The sequence below is a fragment of the Arthrobacter sp. B0316-5-4 genome (assembly GCF_059090325.1).
The window spans coordinates 59853-85085 of record NZ_JBNHFN010000003.1 but is presented as its reverse complement, the minus strand read 5'-3'; the positions used below and the strand labels follow the sequence as shown (position 1 = coordinate 85085).

At 64.1% G+C, this 25233-nt stretch carries 25 protein-coding genes; 14 read left to right on the top strand and 11 right to left on the bottom strand.

The genetic code is table 11. The features are described from left to right. Window positions 1–53 precede the first annotated feature (53 nt). Both AC5RU9_RS08870 and AC5RU9_RS08865 read left to right on the top strand, forming a co-directional pair. Window positions 54–641, top strand: a complete 588-nt coding sequence (locus AC5RU9_RS08870) for a hypothetical protein (RefSeq protein ID WP_494016146.1) — start codon at window positions 54–56, stop codon at window positions 639–641. A gap of 64 nt (window positions 642–705) precedes the next feature. Then, window positions 706–1299, top strand: a complete 594-nt coding sequence (locus AC5RU9_RS08865) for a hypothetical protein (protein WP_494016145.1) — start codon at window positions 706–708, stop codon at window positions 1297–1299. A gap of 4 nt (window positions 1300–1303) precedes the next feature. On the opposite strand, the gene AC5RU9_RS08860 is transcribed toward AC5RU9_RS08865, so the two are convergent. From AC5RU9_RS08860 to AC5RU9_RS08845, 4 genes are all read right to left on the bottom strand, one after another. Then, complete coding sequence (locus AC5RU9_RS08860) at window positions 1304–1660, bottom strand: GNAT family N-acetyltransferase (protein ID WP_494016144.1); 357 nt, start codon at window positions 1658–1660, stop codon at window positions 1304–1306. Beyond that, window positions 1657–3018, bottom strand: a complete 1362-nt coding sequence (locus AC5RU9_RS08855) for an acyltransferase family protein (protein ID WP_494016143.1) — start codon at window positions 3016–3018, stop codon at window positions 1657–1659. Before AC5RU9_RS08855 ends, AC5RU9_RS08860 begins: the two co-directional genes overlap by 4 nt. Window positions 3019–3108: 90 nt before the next feature. Further along, window positions 3109–4317 (bottom strand): M20 family metallopeptidase, encoded by a 1209-nt coding sequence (locus AC5RU9_RS08850; RefSeq protein WP_494016142.1) that lies wholly within the window; start codon window positions 4315–4317, stop codon window positions 3109–3111. Continuing rightward, the gene (locus tag AC5RU9_RS08845) at window positions 4314–5729 is read right to left on the bottom strand and encodes an MFS transporter (RefSeq protein WP_494016141.1); all 1416 of its coding nucleotides are present in this window, start codon (window positions 5727–5729) and stop codon (window positions 4314–4316) included. The genes AC5RU9_RS08850 and AC5RU9_RS08845 overlap by 4 nt, the downstream gene beginning before the upstream one ends. Window positions 5730–5839: 110 nt before the next feature. On the opposite strand from AC5RU9_RS08845, the gene AC5RU9_RS08840 reads away from it, so the two are divergent. Next, complete coding sequence (locus tag AC5RU9_RS08840; protein WP_494016140.1) at window positions 5840–6895, top strand: Lrp/AsnC family transcriptional regulator; 1056 nt, start codon at window positions 5840–5842, stop codon at window positions 6893–6895. Further along, on the top strand, window positions 6892–7311 hold the full coding sequence (locus AC5RU9_RS08835) for a VOC family protein (protein WP_494016139.1): 420 nt from the start codon (window positions 6892–6894) through the stop codon (window positions 7309–7311). Before AC5RU9_RS08840 ends, AC5RU9_RS08835 begins: the two co-directional genes overlap by 4 nt. 71 nt (window positions 7312–7382) lie before the next feature. Here the strand turns inward: AC5RU9_RS08835 and AC5RU9_RS08830 are convergent, their stop codons facing one another. The 5 genes from AC5RU9_RS08830 to AC5RU9_RS08810 all read right to left on the bottom strand — a co-directional run bounded on the left by AC5RU9_RS08830 (window position 7383) and on the right by AC5RU9_RS08810 (window position 12673). Continuing rightward, a complete protein-coding gene (locus AC5RU9_RS08830; RefSeq protein ID WP_494016138.1) occupies window positions 7383–7775 on the bottom strand; it encodes a DUF1304 domain-containing protein in 393 nt (130 codons plus the stop codon). 39 nt (window positions 7776–7814) lie between these two features. Next, window positions 7815–8690, bottom strand: coding sequence for a class II fructose-bisphosphate aldolase (locus AC5RU9_RS08825; RefSeq protein WP_494016137.1), 876 nt, complete (start codon window positions 8688–8690; stop codon window positions 7815–7817). Then, window positions 8690–10159 (bottom strand): GntP family transporter, encoded by a 1470-nt coding sequence (locus AC5RU9_RS08820; RefSeq protein ID WP_494016136.1) that lies wholly within the window; start codon window positions 10157–10159, stop codon window positions 8690–8692. Before AC5RU9_RS08820 ends, AC5RU9_RS08825 begins: the two co-directional genes overlap by 1 nt. A 101-nt stretch (window positions 10160–10260) precedes the next feature. Then, entirely contained in the window at window positions 10261–11163 is a 903-nt protein-coding gene (locus AC5RU9_RS08815) for an NAD(P)-dependent oxidoreductase (RefSeq protein WP_494016135.1), read from the bottom strand. Window positions 11164–11191: 28 nt separating this feature from the next. After that, a complete protein-coding gene (locus AC5RU9_RS08810) occupies window positions 11192–12673 on the bottom strand; it encodes a four-carbon acid sugar kinase family protein (protein ID WP_494016134.1) in 1482 nt (493 codons plus the stop codon). A gap of 131 nt (window positions 12674–12804) precedes the next feature. Between AC5RU9_RS08810 and AC5RU9_RS08805 the strand changes: the two genes are divergently transcribed. Beyond that, window positions 12805–13602 (top strand): alpha/beta fold hydrolase, encoded by a 798-nt coding sequence (locus AC5RU9_RS08805; protein WP_494016133.1) that lies wholly within the window; start codon window positions 12805–12807, stop codon window positions 13600–13602. 77 nt (window positions 13603–13679) lie between these two features. Further along, window positions 13680–14381: a FadR/GntR family transcriptional regulator gene (locus AC5RU9_RS08800; RefSeq protein WP_494016132.1), complete on the top strand. Its 702-nt coding sequence runs from the start codon at window positions 13680–13682 to the stop codon at window positions 14379–14381. A gap of 10 nt (window positions 14382–14391) precedes the next feature. Here the strand turns inward: AC5RU9_RS08800 and AC5RU9_RS08795 are convergent, their stop codons facing one another. Beyond that, window positions 14392–15300, bottom strand: coding sequence for an AraC family transcriptional regulator (locus AC5RU9_RS08795; RefSeq protein ID WP_494016131.1), 909 nt, complete (start codon window positions 15298–15300; stop codon window positions 14392–14394). 221 nt (window positions 15301–15521) lie between these two features. Between AC5RU9_RS08795 and AC5RU9_RS08790 the strand changes: the two genes are divergently transcribed. From AC5RU9_RS08790 to AC5RU9_RS08760, 7 genes are all read left to right on the top strand, one after another. Continuing rightward, window positions 15522–15671 (top strand): hypothetical protein, encoded by a 150-nt coding sequence (locus tag AC5RU9_RS08790; RefSeq protein ID WP_494016130.1) that lies wholly within the window; start codon window positions 15522–15524, stop codon window positions 15669–15671. 120 nt (window positions 15672–15791) lie between these two features. Continuing rightward, the gene (locus AC5RU9_RS08785) at window positions 15792–16580 is read left to right on the top strand and encodes an SDR family oxidoreductase (protein ID WP_494016129.1); all 789 of its coding nucleotides are present in this window, start codon (window positions 15792–15794) and stop codon (window positions 16578–16580) included. 36 nt (window positions 16581–16616) lie between these two features. Then, entirely contained in the window at window positions 16617–17855 is a 1239-nt protein-coding gene (locus AC5RU9_RS08780) for a styrene monooxygenase/indole monooxygenase family protein (protein WP_494016128.1), read from the top strand. Window positions 17856–17882: 27 nt separating this feature from the next. Continuing rightward, a complete protein-coding gene (locus AC5RU9_RS08775) occupies window positions 17883–19610 on the top strand; it encodes a flavin reductase (protein ID WP_494016127.1) in 1728 nt (575 codons plus the stop codon). 25 nt (window positions 19611–19635) lie between these two features. Then, window positions 19636–21222, top strand: coding sequence for a phytoene desaturase family protein (locus tag AC5RU9_RS08770; protein ID WP_494016126.1), 1587 nt, complete (start codon window positions 19636–19638; stop codon window positions 21220–21222). Between the two features lie 24 nt (window positions 21223–21246). Continuing rightward, window positions 21247–22023, top strand: a complete 777-nt coding sequence (locus AC5RU9_RS08765) for a cyclase family protein (protein ID WP_494016125.1) — start codon at window positions 21247–21249, stop codon at window positions 22021–22023. Continuing rightward, window positions 22020–23696: a thiamine pyrophosphate-binding protein gene (locus AC5RU9_RS08760; protein WP_494016124.1), complete on the top strand. Its 1677-nt coding sequence runs from the start codon at window positions 22020–22022 to the stop codon at window positions 23694–23696. Before AC5RU9_RS08765 ends, AC5RU9_RS08760 begins: the two co-directional genes overlap by 4 nt. A 67-nt stretch (window positions 23697–23763) precedes the next feature. Here the strand turns inward: AC5RU9_RS08760 and AC5RU9_RS08755 are convergent, their stop codons facing one another. Then, window positions 23764–24195: a universal stress protein gene (locus tag AC5RU9_RS08755; RefSeq protein WP_494016123.1), complete on the bottom strand. Its 432-nt coding sequence runs from the start codon at window positions 24193–24195 to the stop codon at window positions 23764–23766. A gap of 159 nt (window positions 24196–24354) precedes the next feature. Between AC5RU9_RS08755 and AC5RU9_RS08750 the strand changes: the two genes are divergently transcribed. Then, window positions 24355–25161: an SDR family oxidoreductase gene (locus tag AC5RU9_RS08750; RefSeq protein ID WP_494016122.1), complete on the top strand. Its 807-nt coding sequence runs from the start codon at window positions 24355–24357 to the stop codon at window positions 25159–25161. The last annotated feature ends 72 nt before the right edge of the window (window positions 25162–25233 follow it).

The following is a 25233-nucleotide window of genomic DNA, read 5'->3' as shown; positions in this document are numbered from 1 at the left end:
CGCATTACTTGTTAGGCGTGAACTTCCCATCCCCTGGAGCCAAGCGAGGACTCATGGATATCAGGCGCCCCCGGCCCTTCCTAAAACTGATGCGCGCCACCCACAAAAACCTGCTCGCACAGCAGAACACCATCGTTCGATCCTTGCCGATGCGTCGCTCCGGGCCGTTGGCCCGGAAGAAGAACGCGGGTCACGTCGTCCTCGTCTATGGAGCGGACCGGCCGGTGGCCATCCCCGGCGATACTGTCATTTTTACCGCCTGGATCACCAACGACTCCTCAAGTCACGTACGGGATATCACCCTGGTGCCGAGGTCCCTCACCAATGAGGGAATGGAGATGCTGGCGTACACGTCGGAACCAGTGGAACGGGACCTCCGCATCGACATACTGGCCCCGGGCCAGTCAGTCATGCGCAGTTTTTCCTACCTGGTGACGGAATCCGATCATGTGCATGGCGGCAGCATCATCAGTGCCATGCAGGTTCGCGGTACGTGCCGTGGCCTCGCAGTACTCGATGAGCACGACGCCATCGTCTCCCTCAGCGGGACGCGAAAGGACTGGCCCTTTGGGCATACGGGATACCAGGTCCCGGCCCGGCCGCCCGGCTACCAACATCAGGCTCACCTTGCCGGAGCCTAGCCCCGAGCTATAACGTGGCTAGGGCAGGAGGCAATCACAAGGCAGTAAGCAGGAGGAATTCCGCGTGCCGGAAGCGATTGCACGGCGGACCATCTATGACCAATTCATGATGGCCTTGGGTGAGGGCTACTGTCCCGAAAAAATGGCGGAGCTTTTGGGGCTTCCGATTGCCACTATTTCGCTTTGGCTGTCACGGCTCAGCAACCTGGCCTTGGACTTCACCCCCGGCGCAGACTCCCCGCCGCTGCAGGCTTCAGCCCCTGACGCCCCTCCCGGCCTGACCCTGGTGTACACCCCGGACGTCCTGGTAGCGCGCGCGGGCCAGGTGGTAACTTTCACCGCTGACATCCTCAACGATGACTCGGCCACCCTGTTGGACACCAACCTGATTCCGGGCCGCCAAACCACCGCCGCGGAAGGCGACGTCATCTTCGCTGGGATCACGTCGCCTTTCGACATGGGAGACCTCCCCGCGGGCGGCATGAGGTCCATCTCGTTCAGCCACAAAGTCTCCGAGCGTGAGGCCCGCAGTGGAGGAGACCTGGTGAGCAACCTTACTGTCAGCGCCAGGAGCGCAGGAAGCAACACTGAGGTCACCGACCAATGCTGTGCACGGGTGAAGCTCAGCTCAGGCGGTTACGTCAGGGCAGCCGGATAACCCGCTACTCGTTGTCGGGCTCGCCGGTGGGCCGCTCTGCAGGCCAATCGACATCCTGTTCGTAGCCTTCGTGCTTCTTCAGGTAGGCCGCGATATAGGGGCAGTGCGGGATGATGCGTTTGCCGGACGCCACTACGTCATCCAAGGCGAAGTGGGCGAGCACTTTGGCCAAGCCCTGTCCGTTGAAGCCGGGCTTGGTTTCGGTGTGGATGAAATCGATGTGGCCGGGCCTGTCGAGGAACTGGGAGATCACCGCCAGCTCGCCGTCTACGTGAAGCTCATAGCGGTGAAATTTGTCGTTGCGCACCGTAGTGACGCCAGCGCGGAACGACTCTGCCAGTGAATCCGTGTACTCGGTCATGGTTCGAGATTGGCACTTAAATCCGGCTCTGGCAACGTGGGCACCTGAGCCTCACGCCGTTCCGTAACGTTCGCGTCCGGCTCGGCCAACGGCGGCGTCGGAACCCTGCCCAGCAGCAGGACTGACAGCGCGAAGCAGGCCGCTCCCCCACCCAGAAGAGCCAGCGTCAGGCCGTTGAAAGCGGCGTCCGCAACCGGCACGAAAACCACGACGGCGGCGGTCACCACAGCGATGCGTGAGGGACCGCGTGCGTGGCTGGCCGCCGTCGGACGTTCCTCCAGACGGCCGAAAAGCCACACGACTGGAACGAGCAAGGCGACTACCGCGGCGAAGACGGGAATCCGCGCCCACCACCAGTCGGCAGTGCCGGCGTCGGGTATCGGAAGGTCGGTCAGCAGCAGCATCCCCGACAACCCCACCAGCAGCGGAAGGTGCCACAAATAGATGGTCATGGACCTGCGGCCGGCGAGCGCCATCACTGCCTGGACCCAGCGGGCGCTGGCCACCCACCGCAGGCCCGGCTGGATCAACTGGAGCGTTGCTGTTTGGGAGATGCCCAAGAGAAGCAAGCAGAGGTTGGGTGGGTTGATGTTCACCACCATGTTTCCCGGATATACAGCCACGCCGGTAACGAGACCCAGCAGGAGGTTGCTGGCCACGATTGCGCCCACGAGCCACGTGCGGCTGCGTCGCTCAAAGAAGCCGTCGGCCATCAGGAAACCCAGCTGCTGGACGGCGCACCAAACGAAAATCATGTTGGTGAACGCGAGCACCGGAATGGCTCCACGGAGGGAATCAACCGTGATAATCGCTGCCACCAGAACACCGAAAACCACCAGCGGCGACTTTTCATGCAACCGGGCCATCAGCGGAATGCTCAGTTGCGCGGTCAGGAATGCCGCGAGGAACCACAGGGGCATCGCGGCACCAGCCGTCATGAGCTGAATGACCTGGGGGTGCACGCCAAGGAGCAACGCCACCCATAGCCCGCCCCACATCAGTGCAAGCAAGGCCATGGCAGGGCGGACCAGGCGCAGGAGCCGGAGCTGGGCGAAGTCGAAGCCCGTTCCGCCGCGGGCCGCGAGCCTCCGCCACGACTGGAGCCCGGTGACCCCGCCCATCACGAAGAAAAGCGGGACGATCATCAGCACCCAGAGCACTGGAGTGAACCAGCTTTGGTCCATGAGGACATTCTGCGTGTCCACTGTGCCGTCTTTGTGCAGGACAGGGCTGACCATCATGCAGTGCGCGGCAACAACCAGGAGCAGACATGTGAAGCGGACAAGGTCGATCGCAGGATCCCGCCGCACGGCCTCATCCAGGCCGGCGGGAGGGTGTGTCTGCCTGGCCCTCTCCATGGCTCTCCCTACGAGCGCGCTGACCCGCGCGCTGCCTCCATTGTCCGCCCCCTCGTGGAACGGGGCCAGCAGGCTTGCCGCAGGTTCGGCTTACCCGGGTGCTTTCTCCAGCAGGCGCTTCCGCTGCTCCGCGTCCATTGCCGCAGCGCAGGCCGCGGCGGCCATGCCGAACGATCCATCAAGAACCGCCTTGTCGGCACCCGCAGAGGCGCCGAACGCGGCGAACTCGGCGGTGTGGTGGACAGCGCCCCGGACGTCGTAACCCACTATCGGATGAATGGATGGCACGATTTGCGAGACGTTGCCCATGTCCGTGGAGGCCACCGGGTCGGCGTTGAACACTACGTCCCTTCCCATGGCCTTCATAGCTTCCTTGTATGCCCCGGACAGGAACGGATCCTGCAGCAGTTCTGCGTAGTCGTTGCCTTGGGAGCTCAGTTGCAGGGTGCAGCCGCTCGCGTGGGCGCCGGCTTCGAGGCAGCGCCGGACCTTGTCCTGGATGAGTCGCAATTGCCCAATACCGGGTGCCCGCATTTCCACACTTGCCCGGGAGCGCTCGGGAATGACGTTGACTGCGCTGCCGCCCTCGGTGACGATCAGCGAGACGATCGAACCCACGGGGAGCTGCTGCCGGGACAGGGCGATGGCCAGCTGGGCCACCACCAGCGCGTCCAACGCGTTGACTCCTTCCGACGGCGCCGCGGCGGCATGCGACGGGCGTCCCTCGAAGACTACGTCCCACATGGACATGGCCAAGGACGAGCCGCCCACCACATCCGATGCTCCGGCGTGGACCATCATGGCGAGTGAAACGTCGTCGAGAAAACCTGCCTCGATCAGGTCCACCTTTCCCCCGGTGGTCTCTTCCGCCGGAGTTCCCAGGACCTTGACGGTGATGTCCAGCTCTTTGGCCACAGCGGCCAGAGCCAGTGCTGCGCCCACCGCACTGGCCGCGTTGACGTTATGTCCACAGGCGTGCCCAATATCCGGCAACGCATCGTATTCAACGCAGAGTGCCACCACAAGTTGGCCGCATCCGAAGCGCGCACTGAACGCGGTGGGCTGTTCCGGCTGTATTTCGTCGAAGGTGAACCCGGCCTTTCGGAGCACCCGCTTGACCCGTTTGACCGCACGGAATTCCTGGCTACCCAGCTCCGGGTCGGCGTGGATGGCGTGGCTAAGGTCCAGAATGTCCGGTTTCCATCGCTGAACTTCGCGCTCCAGTACAGCCTGGACGTCCGCCCGGGAGGCGGGCACGACGGCGGAGCCTGCAGTCCCGCTGTCCAGCCCGGCGGTCATGCCGTCACCTCTGCGGCCTGGCGCTTCGGGTACCGGGCACTGGCCGCCGCGGCGATCAGGGCCGCGACAGCGAGGGCTCCCCAGATGGTCAGCAATCCGGTTTCGGTGATGCGTCCGTTGGCGACAGAAGCGGACGACAACAACTTGACCACTGCCGCGCCCACGGCGATGCCGACTGACAACGCCAACTCGTTGAGCCCAGCGGCCGTTGACGTTTCTTCCAAGGGGACTCCCTCCACGGACAGCGAGCGGGTGCCCGCTTGGTACATCCCCAAGCTGAGGTTGAACATGGCAAAGCCGACGCAGTATCCGGCAAAGGAGCGGTGCGCGAGCATCATGACCAAGAACCCGCCAGCCAGCAGAACGCCGGCAAAGACCAATGTGGCCCGCTCACCGAATCTCCGGAGCACCCGTGCCGTCAGGAGGGACGCGACCAAGGAGAGTACGGATGCCAGAGCAAGGACAATCGCGATCATCAGCGGGCTGAGAGCGAACCCGTACCCTGTTTTGTCCGGGTTGGAGTGCAGGAAGATGCCGTTGGTGCCGAAGTAGCTGATCGAAGCGAAGCCGAAGAAGAACGTTGCCACGGAAATGGCGCGGATCCGCGGCGTGGCCAGCATGCGCAGGTCCATGAATCGCTGTCCGGCGGCGCTGCTGAAATCTCGCTTGGCCCAGAATGCCAGCAGGACAAGCCCCAACAAGCCGGCCACGAGGGTACGGGCGTCCAGCCAGCCCCATTCCGGTGCCATGGAGAGCGCCACCACGAACCCAATCAGCCCCAGGGAGCAAGCCAACAACGGCTTAACGGCCATCCCCTCCCGGGTCGGGACCCCGGCGTCGGGCAGCAGGAAGGAGCAAACAAATGCGATGATCGCGAACGGAACCGCCACCCAAAATCCGAGTGTTGGGTCGGTGACGCCAACGATTCCGGCTAGCAGGCCGCCGGCTCCCACCATGATCATGAGCATGCCGATCATGACACTGACGCCAGTCCGTGTGTGGGCGGGACTCGTCACACGGAGAATTCCCATCATGAGCGGGATAAAGCCCACCACGCAGGTCAACATGACCACGCCAAAGGTCACCGTCCACAGCGTCGGCCACAGCGCCATTTGCAGTACGCCCACCGTTACTACTCCTGTGGACCAACGGAGTACGAGTCGGTAGCCATAGCTGTCGCCGAGCCTTGAAATGATGGGGGTGAGGACGGCGAAGCTCACATTTGAGATGAGGAAAACGCCGTTGATGGTGGGATCGTCAATCTCGAAGACCGGTCCCAGTGCGGGCAGGATGGGGTTCAGATAACCCTGGGTAACGCCGCTGAGCGATTCGATGAGTGCCATCGCGAGGATCATTCCTGCGATGGTTTTGCGCGTGGTGGCCGCTGCCGGTGGTGCTGTCTTGCTTGCCATGAGCTTCCTAGAGTCCTGGGCGGATTCGCCGGTGGTGATGCGAGTCACAACGCTATGACCGTCAGTTATGCTGACGTTCAAATTGTTTGAAACTCACAAGGCAGTGAATCTTGAACGAATCGGCCAATGTCTCCGAACTAGACCTCGAAATCGTTAATGCCCTTCAGATCAATCCACGGGCGGAATGGAGCCGTATTGCGGATGCTCTGGGCCTGTCCGGCCCTACTGTGGCGAGGCGCTGGAACGCGTTGGCCGAACAGGGATTGGCATGGATCACACCATCCCCGGGACAGCGCTACCTCAGTGCCGGTTGGTCGGCTTTCATCCAACTTTCTTCACTGCCCGGCGAAAGCGAAGCACTGATACAGAGGCTGTGCGAGGTGCCGGCGTTCGGCACCGTCTCCATGGTCACAGGCTCCCACGACGTCTTCATGGATTGCTTCGCGTCCAGCCACGAGGAACTCATGGACATCGTGACCGGAGCCTTTCCTGCGCTGCCTGGCCTCACCCACCGGGAAGTCGTCTTTGTCACCAAGCTCTACAGGCAGGCCTCGGAATGGCGCAGCGGAACACTTGAACCCGCACGCGCGCGGCTGGTCTCAGCTGAAGCCAAGACGGCACCGGCAAGCTACTCCCCCGATCGGCTGGACGCCGCGTTGCTTGAGGAACTTGCCAACGACGGACGTGCCTCATGGGCTGAACTGGGAGAAGCCTGCAGCGTCTCGCCGCAAACTGCCCGACGGCGCGTGGAACGCTTTCTGGCGTCCGGCTACATCACGCTGAGGTGCGATGCGTCCACTGCAGCGAATCGGGGCCTGCGGGAGGTGACACTCATGCTCAATGTTCCGGCACAGTACGTGGAAGACGTCGGCCGCTACTTCGCTTCACAAACGAACTGCAGGCTCAGTGCCCAGGTACTCGGCTCGCACAACCTGGTGGTCACGCTGTGGGTCCGGGACTACCTGGAGGCGCAGGCGTTCGAACGCGAATTGGCCGACCGGGCACCTGGCAGCACGGTAATCTCCCGGCAAGCGGTGGTCCGGACGTACAAGCGCCTCGGCCATGTCCTCGATGAATCCGGACGAAGCCTCAGGGTTGTGCCGCTGCCGCTCTGGAGGGAGGGGTCTGGACGGGGCGTCGAAACACCGGCAGGATCAGAGCCATGACTACGTCTATTTTCGTGAATCTGCCTGTCAGCGACCTCGAGGCTTCCAAGTCCTTCTACACAGCACTTGGCTATTCCATCAACCCCAACTTCACAGATGAGACCGCTGCCTGCGTTGTCTTCAGCGACACCATCTACGCCATGCTCCTGACGCACGCCAAGTTCAGCGAGTTCACCAAGCAGCCCATTGCGGATACGAAGAATTCGACGGCGGCTATTGTCGCCATTTCAGCCGAGAGCCGCGAAGAGGTGGATGCCCTGGCGAACAAGGCCCTCGAAGCCGGCGGATCTGAGACTTATGACGCCCAGGATCTCGGATTCATGTACAGCAGGGCCTTCCGCGACCTCGATGGCCACCACTGGGAGGTGCTGTGGATGGATGACGCCGCAGCCCAGGCCGGTCCGCCGGAGCACTAATTTCGATACGCACGTCGTGGCCCCGCTATTCCGTCGTTGCCCAACAGCGGAACAGAGGGCCACCAACGTGTCTAGGTGAGTGTCACGGCCAGCACGCCAAGGACGACGGCGAGCAAGGGTGTAATGCCTTGGGTGGTGGCTGCGCGGAGGTACTTTTTCCCGCTGGCCGCGAGGACCAGCGCCGCCAGGAGCATCGATCCACAGCTGCTGAACACGAGGGTCCAACCTACCTGTGGAGCCCCGGCCCAGACTGCGATGATGCCGATCAACGCGCCTATGGCCAGGAAGAGGTTGTAGAACCCCTGGTTGTAGGCGAGCGACTTGGTGGTCTCCGCGTCGGCCTGCGAGGTGAGGTTGAAGCGTTTCCACGTGGATGGCTTGGTCCAGGTGATGGACTCCATGGTGAAGATGAATACGTGAAGCAAAGCCGCAATCAGGGCGAAAATCAGGGAGGCCAGAATCATGGTCTGATCCTAGCCTCCCTGTGTTGTTGGGGCGGGCTGTCAGGCGCTCAGGAGCTCCAGCGTGGCGCCCGCGAATGCGCCCGCAGTGCCGTTCCAACGTGCCAACAAACCCTGAAGATTCTCGCCATCTGCCCGGTATGCTGCGGTTTCCGCCTCGAGTGTGGCCAGGATCCCTGTGCGTAGTTCGGTGTTGAAGTTCACTTTGCCAACCCGCAACGAGGGAGCTTTCGCGAGCTCGTCCGCGGGGATGCCGGATGCCCCGTGGAGCACCAGCGGTACCTCGGTGCGCGTCGCGACGTCCTCCAGCACATCCCACCGGATGTTGGGTTCGCCCTTGTATTTGCCGTGCACGTTGCCGACGGCGACAGCCAGCAGCTGCGCTCCGGTGCGCTCAACGAAGTCCGCCACCTGCGACGGGTCAGTCAACCCCGCGATTGAAGTACCGGCGTCGTGCGCTGCATCTTCCGCGCCGAATGCCTTGTCCTCGTCGCCCGCCAGGCCGCCCAGTTCCGCTTCGATCACGACGTCGGTGTGTCCGGAAGCGTCCAACGCGGCACGGACCTCGCGGACCAGGGCGATGTTGTCCTCAAGCGGCAGCGACGAACCATCGGCCAGGACCGCGTCCGCACCGGCGGCCACGGAATCGCGGATGACCTTGAGATCCGAAGCATGGTCCAGCTGGACGGACACCGGGACGCTTGCGGAGTCGGCAAGTCCGCGCAGGGCCGCAATCAGCCGAAGGCCGTTGGAAGTGGAGGCCGTCTTCGGAGCCACGAGCAGGATGACGCCCCGTCGGGCTTCCTCCGCAGCCGAAACGACCGCCATGGCAGTGGTGAAGTCGTAGCAAGTGAAGGCCGGGACGGCCGAACCGGAGGCGAGGGCCGAGTTGACCAGGTCGTCGAGTGCTACGCGCATCAGTGGGCCAACCCTCCCACCAGGATCCAGGCAACGTAGGTCAGTGCGAAGCCTGCCAACCCCAGGATGGTGGTGAGGACGGTCCAGGTCTTGAGGCCATCGGACACCGTGAGTCCGTAGTAGCGGATCACGGTCCAGAAACCGGCATCCGTAACGTGGGAGAGGCCCAGGGCCCCGAAACCGATGGCGATGACGATCACAGCGATCTGTGCGGGTGAGTAGCCGCCTTCCATGACAGCGGAAGTGAGCAGACCGGTGGTGGTCACAATCGCCACCGTTGCCGAACCCTGCGCGGCCCGCAATGCCAACGAAATGATGAAGCCAAGCACGATCACCGGCAGGCCCAGGCTGTCCAGGGTGTGGGACAGGGCCGCGCCGATGCCCGAGGTGCGGAGGACTTCACCGAAGACGCCACCGGCCGCGACCACCATGAGGATGGAGGCAATGGGAGGAAGCGCACCTTCGAAGATCTCGCCGGTTTCCTTGAGCGACCAGTTGCGGCGGACAGCGAGCAGGAAGAAGGAAAGCGCCACGGCGACGAGGAGGGCGAAGAATGGGTTGCCGATGAACGAGGCGACGCCGTACCAGTAGTTGTCCTTGGCGATGGTCAGCGTACCCACGGTGCCGAGGAGGATCTGCACGATGGGGGCCGCGATGAGGAACATGATCAGGCCGGGACGGGGAGGGGCGATCGCCTGGGCTCCAGGTCCGTCATGGCCAACATGGACCAGGGTTTCTGCCGAACCGAATTCCTCAACCTGGGCTTTGACGCCGGGAAGGAGCTCGTAGTCCTTGCGGTTCATGATGCTGGCAACCCAGTAGGACAGGAAACCGAGCGGCACGCAGATGATCAACGAGATCATGGTGATGAGGCCGATGTCGGCTCCGAAGACACCCGCACCCGCAACGATCCCTGGGTGCGGCGGAACTGCCACGTGGATGGAGAGCATGATGCCGGCCATGGGCAGGCCGAACTTGATGGGGTGGACCTTCGCGATCTTGGCGAACGCGTAAACGATGGGGACCAGGACGATCACGCCCACCTCGAAGAAGACCGGGATAGCCACCAGGAAGCCGACGGCGGTCAACGCGACGGCAACACGCTTGGCACCGAGCTTCTCAGTGAAGTGCGTCGCCAGCGACTGGACGCCGCCAGAGACTTCGATCATCCGGCCAAGGATGGCACCCAAGGCAATCAGCAAAGCGACCTTGCCCATGGTGCTGCCCACACCGTTGGTGACCACGGTGAAGATGTCCTTCAGCGGAATCTGCGCGGCAACAGCCACCAGGATGCTCACCGCGAGGAGGGCGACGAACGCCTGGATCTTGAAGCGGATGATCAACACCAACAGCAAGGCAATGCCTGCCGCGGCGATGGTCAGCAGGAGGGGTGTTCCCAGCTCCACTGCGGGTTTGATGGCGGGGGCATCGGCCGCCCGAACCATCAGCGAGCTAACGAGGGGGTTCATTGGGGGGTGTCTCCTTTGACGTACCAGTCTAAAGAAGACCGGTGGGAGGTGCGACGACGGCGGAGGGGGGACCGCCGTCGTCGCGGGTTTATCTGGGGTGGCTAGGAGGTGCGCTTTGTGGGCGCAACAACCTTGATGACGGCGGAGTCGTCGGCGGCGGCGAGGCCTTGGGCCTGGCCGAGCAAGTAGAGCTGTTCAGCGGCGGCGGCTACGGGTGCGGCAAGGCCGGCGGCCCGGGTTGCCTTGCCCACGATGCCCATGTCCTTGACGAAAATATCCAGGCGGCTGAGGACCTCGGCGCCGTCCTCCGTGTAGGCCTCGAGGATGCGCGGGCCGCGGTTGGAGAGCATGAAGGAACCGGCGGCACCGGCTTCGAGGGCGGCGAGGGTCTTGGCCTGGTCCAGTCCGAGGGCGTCGGCGAGGGCCATGGCCTCGGCAGCAGCGGCAATGTGCACGCCGCACAGGAGCTGGTTGACGGTCTTGAGTGCCTGGCCGTCGCCGGGCTTGTCCCCCACGATGCTCAGGGTGGAGGCCAGGAGCTCCAGTGCGGGACGGGCTTTCTCCAGTGCTTCAGGCTCGGCGCCGACCACGATCAGCAGGTCGCCTTCACCGGCACGCTTCGGGCCACCGGACAACGGAGCGTCCACGAGGGCCACGCCGTACTCGGCCAGCTTGGCGACCGTGACCGGGATGGCTTCAGTGCCGACGGTGCTGCCAAGGATCACGACGGCGCCCGGCTTCAGCACCGAGGCAACGCCGTTCTCGCCGAAGAGGACATCGTTGAGCTGTTCGCCGTTGCGGACCGCCAGAAGCAGTGCGTCGGCGTCCTGGGAAGCTTCGCGGGCTGAGGCGAAGGTCTTGATCCCGGCCGCTGCTGCGAGTTCAAGGCGCGGCTCGGCGATGTCGAAGCCGTGAACCGTCAGCTCGGACGCGAGGCGGGTTGCCATGGGCAGGCCCATGGCGCCGAGGCCCAGGACTGTGACGGTGTAGTTGCTGCTGGTCATGGTGTTCTCCATTGAATGTGGGGTGCTTCTAGAAAGAGTTGCTGAGCTTGCGGGTGACCTGGGCCAGGGATTGGTCATCGCCGACGTTGCCGGCAAAGACGATGTAGGGGATGCCCTTCGCGGGACCGTCCACCGGCTCCCACAGGGAGACGATGCCCGGAAGCATGGGGCCGCGGACGATCGCGTGGCGGATTTCCAGGCCGTGCGCGGCGACGTCCGAGGAGGTGATGCCGCCCTTGGCGATGACGAAACGCGGCGGGAAGGTCTTGAGCGTGCGGTTCACGACAGCCACGACGGCGGCCGAGACAGTGCGGGCGATCTTCAGGCTCGCTGCGGCGTCGTCGGTCTTGATGAGCAGGCGGCTCGTGTGGACGATGACGTCGCCGCTGCGAAGGGCGCCGACGACGTCGGACACAACGGTTGCGATGTAGGCATCGGCTTCAGCGCCCAGCAGCTGTTCTACATCGATCTCGATGATCCTCGCCGAGCTGTGCTCGGCAGTGAGGTTGTTCAGTTGGCGGGTGGTCACGCCGACGTGGGAGCCGACCACGATCAGTCCGCCTGCAGTGGAGGGAGTGTTGCCTGCGTAGGCTTCCTGGGCGGTGAGGGCCGTGCGGATCTCCTGGCCTATGCGGCCACGAACGAACGGCGGACCTACGCGGTAGAGGAGCTTCTTGCCGCGGCGTTCTGCTTCTTCAAGGCCCAGGGCCAGGGCACGGAAGTCGTTCTCGGTGACGATGTCGGCCACGATCGGGGTGGAGTTGGTGGCCGGCTCGATGGCGTCGGCGATGGCCTTCGCGGAGATGGCGGGGTCCTGAGCGGAGGCGCCGGCGCGGATGATGTTCAGGTCCAGGACGATCACGTCGCTGGCGGGGAATCGACCCTGCGACTTCTCCTCCACATACTTGGCCATCTCGGAATTGGCGAAGCCGAAGCTTGCGTCCTTGGCGAACTCGGTCTCGGCCACGGGGGTGAGCGAACCGGCGTCACCCCGCATGTAGTGGACTCCCCCGATGGTGACGCGGCCAGCGTCGGGGAACGCGGGAACGATGACGACGCCATCGGTGGTTTCGCCGGTTTCAGCGGCCACGGTGGCGGCGATGACGTCCGGCTCCAGCGGGTAGTGGCCGCGGAGGGTGGAGTCGCTGCGGCTGACGAATCCGAGCTTCAAACCGGCTGGGCCAGCCGCGGCCAATGCGTTGCGCACGATCTCTTCGTTGCGGGCTGCGGCTTCGGCGGGGTCCAGGCTGCGGGTGTTGGTGAGGACGTAAACCGCGGGCTTGGTGTTGTTTTCACTGATGTGGGCGAAGGCCCACGTGAAGTCCTGGACCTCCCAGCGGGTGAGAACCGCGAGGTCCGCGACGGACTGCGTGCCGGTGGGGTCGTCGTCGAGGACCACCAGGATCTTCGGTGCGGCTGCGGCCGACGCCGCAACGGCATCTGCAACCAGCTGGGCGGGAATCTGGACTTCCGCCGGGAAAGCGGCCAGAACGTCGGCTTCAAGGGTCACTGTGCACTCCATCGTGGGAAATCTCTGTTGCTGTGTGATGAATGTAAGATGTCAGACATCTAACATTTGAATGCCAGTGTGACACACAGCTCTTCCCCGCGCAAGGTGCCTGTCGTCACTAGGCTGGGGGCATGGCTGACAGCGCTGTTCCGCTTCCATTCGTGGATGTTCGCGTGCCCGCTGGCGCCGGGGAGCAGGTTCCGGCCGTACTCATCCACGGCTGGGCGTCGGGCTCGTTGTACTGGGAACCGCTGGTGGAGAAACTGCTCGACGGCGGCCGGCCAGTCTGGATTATCGACCTCCCCGGCTACCACCCAGGCGAGGACCTGCCCGACTTTGCGTGGACGCTGGACACTGCCGCTGCTTCGGTGGCGGCGCTCATTTCGGACTTGGGGGGCCAGCCGGTTCATGTGGTGGGCCACTCGATGGGTGGCAGCGTCTCCCTGACTCTGGCCGCCAGCAGGCCGGAACTGGTGGCAACAGTGACCCTGGTGGGCATGGTTCCAGCGCCGCAAAATGAGGGCTTCAAGAAGCTCCTGGTGTCCCAGTTGGAGCAGGGATTCTTCGACGCGGCCACCAAAGCGAAGCTCATGAACGCCTGGTACGGACCGCTGGCCGACCAAGAGATGGCAATGCTGAGCAAAGGCTTCGACGTACCTTTCCCGGTTCTGTCCGCCAGCGCGATGGCGGCCATGACCGGCGTCGAACCTTCAGTGCCCGGGCGCGTCCAAGCGCCCTTGCTGGTGATCGCAGGAACCGGGGACCGGGTACGGTCCATCGACCAGATGCGTGAGTTCGTGGCGGCAGGCCGCAACCGGCAGCTGAAGGCCATTCCCGACGCCGGTCACAACGTGCACTGGGAGCGGCCGGATGAATGTGCCCAAGCGTTACACGGGTTTTGGAGAACGAGCTGGCAGCCGCCAGCGTAAGATGTCTGACATCCATCCGGTCCCGCGGGAAAATACAAAGGGCGCCGGGCGGTCTGAAGTACAGGAAACGGGGAAATATGGCACGCAAGTCGCTGGTCGGCGTCGTAGCTGACGAGTTGCTGGACCGCATTGTGGCGGGCGAATTCCCGCCCGGAACGGTGGTCCCGGGCGAGCTGGAACTCAGCGCCAAGCATGAGGTGAGCCGCATGACCGTGCGCGAAGCCATGAAAACCCTCGAAGCGCAGCGGATCCTCAGCGTGGAGCGAGGCCGTGGCACATTCGTGAACCCCTTGAATCAGTGGGCCTCACTCGAAGCTGTTTTGCGCGCAGCTTCCGAAGGAACCAAGGACGCTGCAGCTGCCATCCAGCTGATCGAGCTGCGCCGGATGCTCGAAACCGGCGCATGCGAACTGGCCGCCGAACGCATTTCGGACGATGAGCTCGTGGCGCTCAAAGAGCATGTGGAAAAGATGCAATCCGCGCACGAAGTCAACGACCTCGCCGGATTTGTGGAAGCCGACCTCGCCTTCCACGACGTGATCCTCCATGCTTCCGGCAACGTGTTTGTGGCCGTCCTGTTCGAACCGCTCCACCGGGTCCTCGAAGCCCGGCGCACGGAAACCTCGGCTTTCCCGGAAATCCAGGAGCACGCAATCGGGCACCACCGGAAGATCGCCGCCGCCTTGGAGTCACGGAATCCCAACGAGGCCCGGCTCGCCATGGACGCCCACATGCAGCAGACACTGGACGACCTGAAGACCTACGTGCTGGAGGCATAGGCGCCCCAGCTCACCGGCGCAGGCTCTCCGAGGGCAGTTCGCCGAAAGTCTTCAAGTACAGCGCGGAGAAGCGGCCTTGGTGCGTGAATCCGCAGAGCTCCGCCACCGCCGTGACGCTCTGCTCGCGCGGGTCGGCCTCGAGCAGCATTTCCCGGGCCCGGTCGAGCCGGATGCTCCGCAGCAGCTCTGACGGCGTAGCGCCGGTCTCCGCCCTGAGCGCGGTCTGCAGGGTCCGGACGGACACGCCCAGGCACTCGGCGATGTCCGGGACGGTGAGCTCTTCGAAGGCGTGGCGCTCCAATAGTTCACGGCACTCACGCACCAGCCTGCTCTCGGCTTCGGGATCGCGGGCGTCGTCCCCGGGGCGTTCCATGGCCATCAGCAGACGCGACACCATGCTGTCCGCCAGGAGCCCCTGCACAAACTGCGGCGCAACGGACTGCGGCCGGCTGATCATGTCGTCGTGAAGTTCGACGACGGCCCTCAGGAAGGCGCGACCTGCCCCACCGTTAAGGTCCATGCCGTAGCCCAGGTCCACGGCACCTTCGCCGTATAACTGCGCGGCGACGCGCTCCAGGGCCAGCCGGCGCACATAGACGATCAAGTGCGGACTGCCGCCGTCCCAGCTCATGGAAAACGGCTTGTCGATCGGTGGGACGCTGGCCATCGTGGGACTGGATTCCACGATGGCGGACCCCACCTGCATGGTCGCGTGGCCGGCCAACGGAATCTGCACAAGGTGGAAATCCTGCAGGCCCTCAGGGTCGATCCGGACATCGGCGCCGTAATCCAGGAACTCGATGCCAACATCGGCCCGATGGAGGGACCGCAACTTCATGTCCACGGCGGATGTCCTGGTCCGCGGCGCCAGCTCATGGCTGCAGAACAGTTCGGCAATCTTCGCGTGGGCTTCATCCACGTCCTTAGTGGCCGTTGTCGGCCGTCCCCGTAGAACGTCCCGGGGAAGAATCCTCACCATCTGCCACCTACTTCACAGGGTTTTTTCGCAGCTTTCGCCTTTCGGATGATCCCCGCGCCATGTGGATATTCCGGAGTGCAGCGGCTGTCTAGAGTCGCTTTTAAGACAAGTATGACCCAGCTCACAGCACCGAAACAACGCTCGAAAGGCAGGTGGGGAAAGTGAAGAACATCAAGCTCGTACACGATCGTCGCGAAGAGCGGGACCTCAACCACTTTGACTTGTGGGCCGCGGAGCTCCTGGCAAGGGAAGCGCGGCTCACATCGGCGGCGTGGGTGGGCTGGCACGAAGAAGAGGACGAGCCTGCGTAATCCGGATGATGCCTGCGCTCAACGGATATTCACGCCGCCGCACGCTATCTAGAGTCGCATCCAGAACGAATATGACGCACGTCATAATTCCGCAACAATCCACCAAGGAAAGGTCTGGCCATGTCAGCACTGAAGGGCAGGACGGCAATCGTTACCGGCGGCGCCACCAAGGTAGGCCAAGGAGTGGTGACCGCGTTACGGGATGCCGGCGCCACCGTGGTGGTTGCTGATATAGCGCCCGACGGCGAACCACTCACCGCCGGGCTCGGCGCGGGAATCCACTACTCCCACACAGACATCACGGACGATTCCGCAGTGGAAGCGCTGCTCAGCCGCACGGCCGCCCAGCACGGAGGCCTGGACATCCTGGTGAACCTCGCTTGCACCTACAAGGACGACGGCGCAGCGTCCGGCAGGGCCGACTGGCTCGAAGCCCTCAACGTCAACCTCGTGAGCGCGGTAGTGGCGGCCAACGCAGCCCGTCCCTACCTCAAAGCTTCCGGGCACGGAGCCATCATCAACTTCACCTCCATTTCCAGCTCTGTAGCCCAGACCGGCCGGTGGCTGTACCCGGCCAGCAAGGCAGCCCTGGTCCAGATCACCCGCAGCATGGCCGTGGACTTCGCGGCAGACGGCATCCGGGTGAACTCCGTCAGCCCGGGCTGGGTATGGAGCAACATCATGGACACCCTGAGCAACGGAAGCCTTGAAAAGACGGACTCCGTCGCGGCCCCGTTCCACGCGCTGGGGCGGGTTGGCCGTCCGCGCGAGGTGGGTGACGTCGTCGCCTTCCTTGCCAGCGACCAGGCGAGTTTCGTGACGGGAGCCGATTGGGCGGTCGACGGCGGCTATTCCGCCTTGGGCCCCGAACGCGCCGAAGAGACCATCCCGCTGCTCGCAGCCAACTGACAACAGCGATCCGAACCAACAGAAGAGGACAACACCATGACTCAACGCCACATCACCATCGTCGGTGCCGGCCAGTCCGGACTGCAGCTGGGCATCGGCCTGCTGGACGCCGGTTTCCAGGTCACAACCATCTCCAACCGGACACCCGAAGAAATCCGTGACGGCAAAGTCGCCTCCAGCCAGTGCATCTTCCACGACGCCTTGGAAAATGAGCGGGCGCTGGGGCTGGATTTCTGGCCCGATGCGCCCACCGTGGACGGGATCTCCTTCACCATCCCCCACCCCGAGGTGCCGGGCGAGAAAGCCATCAGTTGGGCCTCCCGCCTGGACAATCACGCCAAGTCGATCGACCAGCGGGTGAAGTTCCCGCGCTTCATGGAAGAGTTCGTCGCGCGCGGCGGCGAGCTGGTCTTCGAAGACGCGGGGGTTGACGAGCTGGAAAGGTACACGCTGAACTCGGACCTGGTGATCGTGGCGGCCGGCAAGGGCGAGATCGCGCAGCTCTTCACCCGCGACGCCGAACGCAGCACCTATGACGCACCGCAGCGGGCGTTGGCCTTGACCTACGTGAAGGGTCTGACACCCCGGGAAGACTACTCGGCAGTGTCCTTCAACCTCATCCCCGGTGTTGGGGAGTACTTCGTTTTCCCTGCACTGACCACCACCGGCCCTTGCGAAATCATGGTCTTCGAGGGCGTGCCCGGCGGCCCGATGGACACCTGGAAGGGCCTGACGCCCGAGGAGCACTTGGAGAACTCCAAGAAGATCCTGCAGACTTTCCTGCCGTGGGAAGCCGAACGCGCCACGGATGTGGAACTTACCGATCCCAACGGCATCCTCCAAGGCCGGTTCGCACCCACGGTCCGGCACCCGATCGCCACGCTCCCGAGCGGTCGGCAGGTACTGGGCCTGGCCGACGTCGTGGTTTTGAACGATCCCATCACGGGCCAAGGGTCCAACAACGCGAGCAAGTGCGCGGCGTCGTACACGGACAGCATCGTCCAGCACAGCGGTCCATTCGACGCCGGGTTCATGCAGGCCACGTTCGAGCGCTATTGGGATTACGCCCAGCACGTTGCACACTGGACCAATGCGCTCCTGGCCCCGCCACCGCCGCATGTCCTGGAGCTTCTGGGCGCAGCCAACCAGGAACCTGCCATCGCCCACCGGTTCGCGAACGGCTTCAACCATCCACCGGAATTCCAGGAGTGGTTCATGTACCCCGACAAGGCCGCCGGCTACCTGGCCGAACTCGCCTCCGCCAAAGTTTTGTAGCACACCCCTGCCAGCAAGGATTCAACCATGCGAAAAATAGCAATCGTCGGGGCCGGCGAATCCGGCGCCCAACTGGCCTTGGGCCTGCAGCGGGACGGTTACGAGGTCACGCTGCTGTCCGACCGCTCGGCCGCACAGATCCGCACGGGCAAGGTCATGTCCAGCCAATGCATGTTCTCCACGGCCCTCGACGCCGAAGCCCAGATGGGCGCAGCGCTCACGGATTTCTATGAATCAGGGGCCGTGCCCGGTATCACCTCGATCCGGTTGCGCGTCAACGCCGAGCAGCCCATCGAGTGGGAGGCACCCCTGGACGGCCCGGCCCGTTCCATCGACCAGCGGATCAAGAGTGCCCTCTGGATCGAGACGTTCGTTTCCAACGGCGGGGACTTCCGGATCGAGAAAGTCACCGCGCGCATGCTCGAAGAACTCGCCCGCGACTACGAGCTGGTCATTGTGAGCACGGGCAAGGGCGAAATCGGCCAGATCTTCCCGCGGGACAAGGCAAAGTCGCCCTTCGACCGTCCGCAGCGGGTCCTGGCGCTGAACTACGTCACGTCCTCCGACAGCACGGACACCCACGGTGACGCCATCCGCATGTCCATGGCACCCGGCGTCGGCGAGTTCTTTACGTTCCCTGGCCTGACCGTCTCCGGACCGTGCCGCATGATGGTGTTCGAGGGCGTGGTGGGCGGCCCCATGGACTGTTGGACCGACGTCGGGAGCCCCGAAGAGCAACTGGAACGCTCACTGGAGATCCTGCGGGAGCACTTCCCACATGAGGCCGAAAACTTTGCCGACGCGCAACTGACAGACAGCGGTGCAACGCTCCTGGGACGCATCACGCCCACGGTGCGGTCCGCCGTCGGGGAACTCGGCAACGGGAAACTGGTGTTCGGCCTCGGCGACGCCGTGGTCCTCAACGATCCCCTCACCGGGCAAGGTTCCAACAATGCCACGCTGGCCGCCAAGTACTACCTTGATTCGATCGTCCGCCGCGGCCAGCAGCCCTTTGACCGCGCATGGATGGAGCGCACCTTCGACGAGTTCTGGCGCGGTTGGGGCCAGTGGGCCGTTGAATGGACCAACGATCTCCTCAAGCCCCGCAGGGATCACCAGAAAATACTGCTGAGCGAGGCCGCGGAGCACCCGGCCCTGGCGGCAAGCATTGTGGCCGGCTTCGACGACCTCCGAACCTCATACCCCTGGTGGTTCGACCCCACGGCCGCCGCGGACTTCATGCAGGCCCGGAAGGAGGACGACACAGCTGCCTTCGACCTCCGGGATTTCAGGGGTGCCTTGGGCCAGTTCGCCACGGGCGTTACCGTGGTGACCACTGTTGCCGCCGACGGCAGGAAGGTAGGCATGACCGCGAACTCCTTCACCTCAGTCTCCATGGAACCCCCGCTGGTGCTGTGGTGCCCCAGCAAACGAGCGCCCAGCCTGGGTGACTTTGAGGATGCTACGCACTTCGCCATCAACATTCTTGCCAGCGACCAGCACGTCCTGTCCCGCCAGTTCGCAACGCCCGCAACGGACAAGTTCGCGGGAACGGAGACCACCGAGGGCATCGCCGGTGTGCCGCTCCTCAACGGTGCCGTCGCCACGTTCCAATGCAGGACGGTCTCCCGGCATGACGCCGGTGACCACGTCATCTATGTGGGTGAAGTTGAGGGATACAACCACGACGGCGGCGCTCCCCTGGTGTTCCATGCCGGCAAATACCACGCAACTGCCACCCACCCGGATTTCTGACACCTCCTGAAAGGAGCGGTTCCGTATGAACGATCCCGTTGACGTCGCCATCATTGGTTCGGGCATCAACTCCCTGGTCGCTGCGGCCGAGCTTGCCCTGGACGGGAAGCGCGTGTGCATCATCGAACGCTCGGACCGGCTGGGCGGCTTCATCCACTCCGCGGAGCGAACCCTTCCGGGCTTCATTCACGACACGTTCTCTTCCTGGCATCCGCTCTTTGTTTCCGGCGGTGCATATGCAAGCTTGGGCAAGGAACTGCATGACAGGGGCTTGGAGTACTGCAACACCACCGACGGGGTGACGGCCAGTGTGGCTGTTGACCCGGCGAGCGGAGCCCACCGCGTGGTCATTGCTCAGCGGGACCCGGCGGAAACGGCCGCAGCGTTCAAGGTCTCCTCGGACCAGGCTGCGTACTTGGCCATGCTGGATGACCTGGGCAGCAACGCCGGTACTGTCTTCGGGGCCTTTGCCGCTGAACTCCGTTCCTTCAAGGAGGTCGCGAAGATCGCGTTCGGGGCGTTGCGGCGGGGCCGCCTGGCCGGTACGGAAGCCTTCATGAGGGACTCGGTGATGAGCGGCCGGAACTTCGTCCGCAGCCGTTTTGATGGTTGGGAAGCCGACCAGCTGTGGTCACCCTGGCTCCTGCACGCAGGGCTCGGCCCGGACCAGGCGACAGGCGGGATCATGTTGCCGGTGATGGCCATGAGCATGCACGGATTCGGCCTTCCGGTGGTCAAGGGCGGTGCCTCGCGGTTTGTTACCGCTTTTGAGTCGCTCCTGCAGGACAACGGGGTGCGGATCATGCTGGGAACTGAGGCCGAAGAGATCCTGGCCGGCGCAGGATCTGTGAAGGGAGTTCGGACCTCGAATGGCGTGGTCCCCGCCGGGACCGTCCTGGCGAACGTTTCGCCGCAGGCCCTCTACACCCAACTCCTCCGCCGGCCGCCTGCCGCCGCTGCCTCGGCAGCTGAAAAATACCAGAACGGCCGCGGAGCCATGCAGATCCACCTCGCCCTCGACAAACCTGTGGAGTGGCTCGATTCCCGGCTCAACCGGGTTCCGCTGGTGCATATCAGCAACGGTTCGGACAGCACAGGAATCGCCTGCGCCCAAGCTGAAGCCGGCTTCCTGCCCACTGAGCCAACGGTGGTGGTGGGCCAGCAATACGTGTTGGATCCGTCACGGGCACCGGAAGGCAAGGCGACGCTGTGGCTGCAGTTGCAGGAAGTGCCCTTTGCTCCGGTGGGTGACGCTGCGGGAAAGCTCGACGTCAGCGAAGGCTGGACGGACGAGCTGAAGCAGGCCTACCTGGACCGTGTGCTGGCGCGTTTGGAACAGTTCGCGCCAGGGACCCGTGACACGGTCCTGGCGTCAGACATCCTTGCACCCACGGACTTGTCCGCAGCCAACCTTAACGCAGTCAAGGGCGACCCCTATGGCGGCTCGGCTGAGCTGTTCCAGAACCTTTTGTGGCGGCCCTTCCCCGCAGCCGCGGGACACCAAACTGCCGTCAAGGGACTCTGGCACATCGGAGCGTCCACCCATCCGGGGCCGGGGCTGTCGGGCAGCTCGGGGCACTTGGTGGCACAAAAATTGATCAAAAAGCACTGAAACCACGCAAGCGATAGGAGAACAATGTCTGTTCTGGCCGGGCTCACAGCAGCCCTTTCGAATGGCTCGGTGGAAATCATCGACCTCACCACCCCGCTCAGCTCCGAAACCCCCATCCTGAACCTGCCGCAGCCGTTCGCGAATACGGTTGGGCTGTCCGTCTCGCCAGTGAGTAATTTCGACGACGCCGGACCGGCTTGGGCGTGGAACGACGTCACCGTCGGGGAGCATGCCGGGACGCACCTGGACGCTCCCGTCCACTGGATCACAGGCAAGGACGGCAAATCCGTGGACCAGATCGAACCCCACCGCCTGGTTGGGCCCATCGCGGTGATCGACAAGACAGCCGAGGTGGCGGCCAACCCTGATTTCCTGCTGGAGCCCGAACACTTTGAGCAGTGGCAGGAAGAGCATGGTGCGTTTCCGGAGAACTGCTGGATCGTCTTCCGCACCGGGTGGTCCGCCCGGGGCGCCGACGCTACGGCTTTCGTCAACGCGGACGACGCCGGACCCCACACTCCCGGTGTCTCTGCGGCGGGTGCCAAGTGGCTGGCCGGAAACGCCTCACTCAGTGGTTTCGGGGTGGAAACGGTGGGCATCGACGCAGGCCAGGCGGGCGCACTGGATCCGATGTTCCCGGTCCACTCGTTCCTCCTCGGCGCGGACAAGTACGGGGTAACGTCCCTTCGCAATGTGGACCGCCTGCCGGTCACGGGCGCCACGCTGGTTGTCGCCCCGCTGCCGATTGTGGGCGGCACAGGCAGCCCCAGCCGCGTGTACGCGTTGGTGGAGCGCGCATGAGTGAGCAGGTGAGGGTTTCCACGCTCGTCGGGCGGACGTTGGCGAAGCTCGGCGTCGGGCATGTTTTTGGGGTGGTGGGCAGCGGCAATTTTGACGTCACCAGCACGCTGATGGAGTCCGGTATCCCGTTCACCGCGGCCCGGCACGAGGGCGGTGCGGCAACCATGGCGGACGCCTACACGCGAATGTCGGGCAAGGTTGGCGTGGTGACTACGCACCAGGGTTGCGGCCTCACAAACGCCATCACCGGAGTTGGTGAGGCAGCCAAGAGCCGCACACCCATGATCGTGCTCACGGCCGATACCCAGGCCGCGGCCATCCGATCGAACTTCAAGATCGACCAGGATGCCCTGGCCGGCAGCGTTGGGGCCGTGGCGGAACGGATCCACTCCCCCGCGACGGCCGTTGCTGACACCGTCCGAGCTTTTCGCAGGGCAGTGAATGAGCGCCGCACAGTGGTCCTGAGCTTGCCGTTGGACGTCCAAAGTGGAGCCGCCGCAGACGAGGTGGGTGCCGTCGTCGTGCCTCAACCGCTGAAGGTGCGGCCGGACGCTGCCGCAGTTGAACAACTGGCGGCGCTGATCGCCGCGGCGGAACGCCCGGTCTTTGTTGCCGGTCGCGGTGGCCGGGCTGCCCGGGAGGAAATCCTGGAGTTGGCCCGGCACGCCGGCGCGTTGGTGGCCACCTCCGCAGTAGCCAATGGCCTGTTCAACGGCGACTCGCACAACCTGGGGATTTCGGGTGGGTTCTCTTCGCCGCTGACGGCAGAGTTGATCAGCGGCGCCGACCTGATTGTGGGCTGGGGTTGCGCGCTGAACATGTGGACCATGCGGCACGGGCGGCTGATTTCTGCCGACGCGAAGGTAGTGCAGATCGACGTCGAAGACGCTGCCCTGGGCGCCAACCGGCCCATCTCGCTGGGAGTGTTGGGCGATGCCGCGCTGACCGCCTCGGATGTCTTGTCAGCTCTCAAGGACGTGCAAGCCGAACCGGCCGGGAAGTTCCGTACCGAAGCCAACGCCCTGGCCATCAAGCAGGGGTCGCGTTGGCGGGACGTCGAAACGCCGGACCTGTCCACGGCGACGTCCATTGATCCGCGCGTGCTGACCCGCGAGCTCGACACCATGCTTCCGACGGAAAGGATCGTCGCGGTGGATTCGGGGAACTTCATGGGCTATCCCAGCCAGTACCTTGCCGTGCCGGACGAGTTCGGCTTCTGCTTCACGCAAGCGTTCCAGGCCATTGGGCTGGGGTTGTACACGGCGATCGGCGCGGCCGTTGCCCAACCGAACCGGCTGCCTGTCCTGGGCGCCGGCGATGGCGGATTCCTCATGGGGATCAGCGAGCTGGAGACAGCTGCACGGCTGAAACTGCCATTGGTCTGCATCGTCTATAACGACGCCGCCTATGGGGCCGAAGTACACCACTTCGCGTCGCAGCATTCCCCGGAGGAGCTGTCCAGCGTGGTGTTCCCGGACACCGACATCGCCGCGATTGCCCGCGGCTTCGGGGCTCACGGAGTCACCGTCAGGACCGTAGCGGACCTGGACGCCGTGCGCCCGTGGATCGCAGCCTACGAAGCCGGGACGCAGGACCGGCCACTGGTCATCGACGCCAAGATCGCCTCAGACGGCGGCTCGTGGTGGCTGGCGGAGGCGTTCCAAGGCCACTAAGTACCGGGGTGTAGCAGCAGAGGCCGTTGTGGGCATCCACAACGGCCTCTGTCACCTCAATTCGGGCTTAAGCGTCCACGTCCGTGTTCACGATGTAGACGTCGCAGGGTGCGCCGTGAGCAACGCTGTTCGCGATGCTGCCCAGGACGCGGCCCAGGCCCTTCATGCGCTTGTTGCCCACCACGATCAGCGAGGCGTTGTTGGACTCGGCGTAGTTGATGAGGGCGTTGGCCGGCGTGCCGCGCGCAGCGAAGTACTTGACGTTAGCGGAAGGAATGTCCAGCTCCTCGGAGACCTTGCGGGCAACATATTCTGCCGAGTCCGCCGAAGAGACAGTAATGCGGTCGCTGCCGCTGCCGAATTCTTCGATGCGATCGTCGGAGAAGCCGCTGATCACGTGCAGTTCGGCACCGAGCGCGGTGGCGAGCTTCGCTGCTGCCACTGCCGCACGTTTGGCCGTTTCGCTGTTGTCGACGCCGACCACAATTACTTCTGACATGAGTACTCCTGGTTCTGGGGATTTACTGGGTGCTGCTGCAAGAAATCTACACTCCATCCTGATCCGCCGGGATAAGCCCAGAGACACGGGTGTTTACGGCGCGGCGGGTCCGGGTAGGGATAAGGCATCGGAACGATCACACGACCGAAAGGCAGGACCATGAGCGACGCACCATTTTCCCCGCAGACCGCCATCGTCACGGGATCGGATTCAGGCATCGGACGGGCTACCGCGGTGGCTTTGGCCCAGGCCGGCATGGACGTAGGCGTCACCTGGCACTCGGATCAGCAGGGCGCCGAAGAAACCGCGGAGGAGGTCCGGGCGTTGGGCCGCAAAGCCGTGCTCCAGCAACTGGACACCACGGACGTCCGGGGAACAGCTGCCGCCATCGGGAAGCTGGCCGATGAACTCGGTGGCGTCGACGTCTTCGTCAACAACTCCGGCACCGGCGACGGCACCAAGTTCCTGGAGCTCGACTACGACACCTGGATGTCCACCCTGGACACCAACCTCAATGGCGCCTTCGTTGCCATGCAGACTGCGGCTAAACGCATGGTCAAAGCGGGACGCGGCGGACGCATCATCGCGGTGACCAGCGTGCACGAGTTCCAACCCCGGGTTGGCGCCTCGGCTTACGACGCCTCCAAGCACGGCCTGGGTGGGCTCATCAAAACCATGGCCCTGGAACTGGCCGAGTACGGAATCACCGCGAACAACGTGGCGCCGGGCGAGATCGCGACCCCCATGACGGGCCAGGAAGACGAGGATCCGAGCACGAAAGAACGGCCCGGAGTGCCGCTGGGCCGTCCTGGGGATGCTCGGGAGATCGCCGCGGTCATTGCGTTCCTGGCCTCCCCGGCGTCCAGCTATGTCAATGGGGCCTCGTGGCCCGTGGACGGCGGAATGCTGCAAATGGGACCGCAGGCGGGATCGCACATTACCAGCAATGACTGGCGTGAAAGCTAGGCCCGCGCAAGCTCTGGCCGCCCGGAGGTCAGTGGGCTAGTCTGCTTGGACGGCCTGCTTGGCGGGTCTGAT

Excerpts from the sequence above, each read along its gene's own strand:
- AC5RU9_RS08870 (WP_494016146.1), top strand. The coding sequence starts at position 54 with ATGGATATCAGGCGCCCCCGGCCCTTCCTAAAACTGATGCGCGCCACC.
- AC5RU9_RS08860 (WP_494016144.1), bottom strand. The coding sequence starts at position 1,660 with ATGACCGAGTACACGGATTCACTGGCAGAGTCGTTCCGCGCTGGCGTC.
- AC5RU9_RS08855 (WP_494016143.1), bottom strand. The coding sequence starts at position 3,018 with ATGGAGAGGGCCAGGCAGACACACCCTCCCGCCGGCCTGGATGAGGCC.
- AC5RU9_RS08850 (WP_494016142.1), bottom strand. The coding sequence starts at position 4,317 with ATGACCGCCGGGCTGGACAGCGGGACTGCAGGCTCCGCCGTCGTGCCC.
- AC5RU9_RS08845 (WP_494016141.1), bottom strand. The coding sequence starts at position 5,729 with ATGGCAAGCAAGACAGCACCACCGGCAGCGGCCACCACGCGCAAAACC.
- AC5RU9_RS08835 (WP_494016139.1), top strand. The coding sequence starts at position 6,892 with ATGACTACGTCTATTTTCGTGAATCTGCCTGTCAGCGACCTCGAGGCT.
- AC5RU9_RS08830 (WP_494016138.1), bottom strand. The coding sequence starts at position 7,775 with ATGATTCTGGCCTCCCTGATTTTCGCCCTGATTGCGGCTTTGCTTCAC.
- AC5RU9_RS08825 (WP_494016137.1), bottom strand. The coding sequence starts at position 8,690 with ATGCGCGTAGCACTCGACGACCTGGTCAACTCGGCCCTCGCCTCCGGT.
- AC5RU9_RS08820 (WP_494016136.1), bottom strand. The coding sequence starts at position 10,159 with ATGAACCCCCTCGTTAGCTCGCTGATGGTTCGGGCGGCCGATGCCCCC.
- AC5RU9_RS08815 (WP_494016135.1), bottom strand. The coding sequence starts at position 11,163 with ATGACCAGCAGCAACTACACCGTCACAGTCCTGGGCCTCGGCGCCATG.
- AC5RU9_RS08805 (WP_494016133.1), top strand. The coding sequence starts at position 12,805 with ATGGCTGACAGCGCTGTTCCGCTTCCATTCGTGGATGTTCGCGTGCCC.
- AC5RU9_RS08800 (WP_494016132.1), top strand. The coding sequence starts at position 13,680 with ATGGCACGCAAGTCGCTGGTCGGCGTCGTAGCTGACGAGTTGCTGGAC.
- AC5RU9_RS08785 (WP_494016129.1), top strand. The coding sequence starts at position 15,792 with ATGTCAGCACTGAAGGGCAGGACGGCAATCGTTACCGGCGGCGCCACC.
- AC5RU9_RS08780 (WP_494016128.1), top strand. The coding sequence starts at position 16,617 with ATGACTCAACGCCACATCACCATCGTCGGTGCCGGCCAGTCCGGACTG.
- AC5RU9_RS08775 (WP_494016127.1), top strand. The coding sequence starts at position 17,883 with ATGCGAAAAATAGCAATCGTCGGGGCCGGCGAATCCGGCGCCCAACTG.
- AC5RU9_RS08770 (WP_494016126.1), top strand. The coding sequence starts at position 19,636 with ATGAACGATCCCGTTGACGTCGCCATCATTGGTTCGGGCATCAACTCC.
- AC5RU9_RS08765 (WP_494016125.1), top strand. The coding sequence starts at position 21,247 with ATGTCTGTTCTGGCCGGGCTCACAGCAGCCCTTTCGAATGGCTCGGTG.
- AC5RU9_RS08760 (WP_494016124.1), top strand. The coding sequence starts at position 22,020 with ATGAGTGAGCAGGTGAGGGTTTCCACGCTCGTCGGGCGGACGTTGGCG.
- AC5RU9_RS08755 (WP_494016123.1), bottom strand. The coding sequence starts at position 24,195 with ATGTCAGAAGTAATTGTGGTCGGCGTCGACAACAGCGAAACGGCCAAA.
- AC5RU9_RS08750 (WP_494016122.1), top strand. The coding sequence starts at position 24,355 with ATGAGCGACGCACCATTTTCCCCGCAGACCGCCATCGTCACGGGATCG.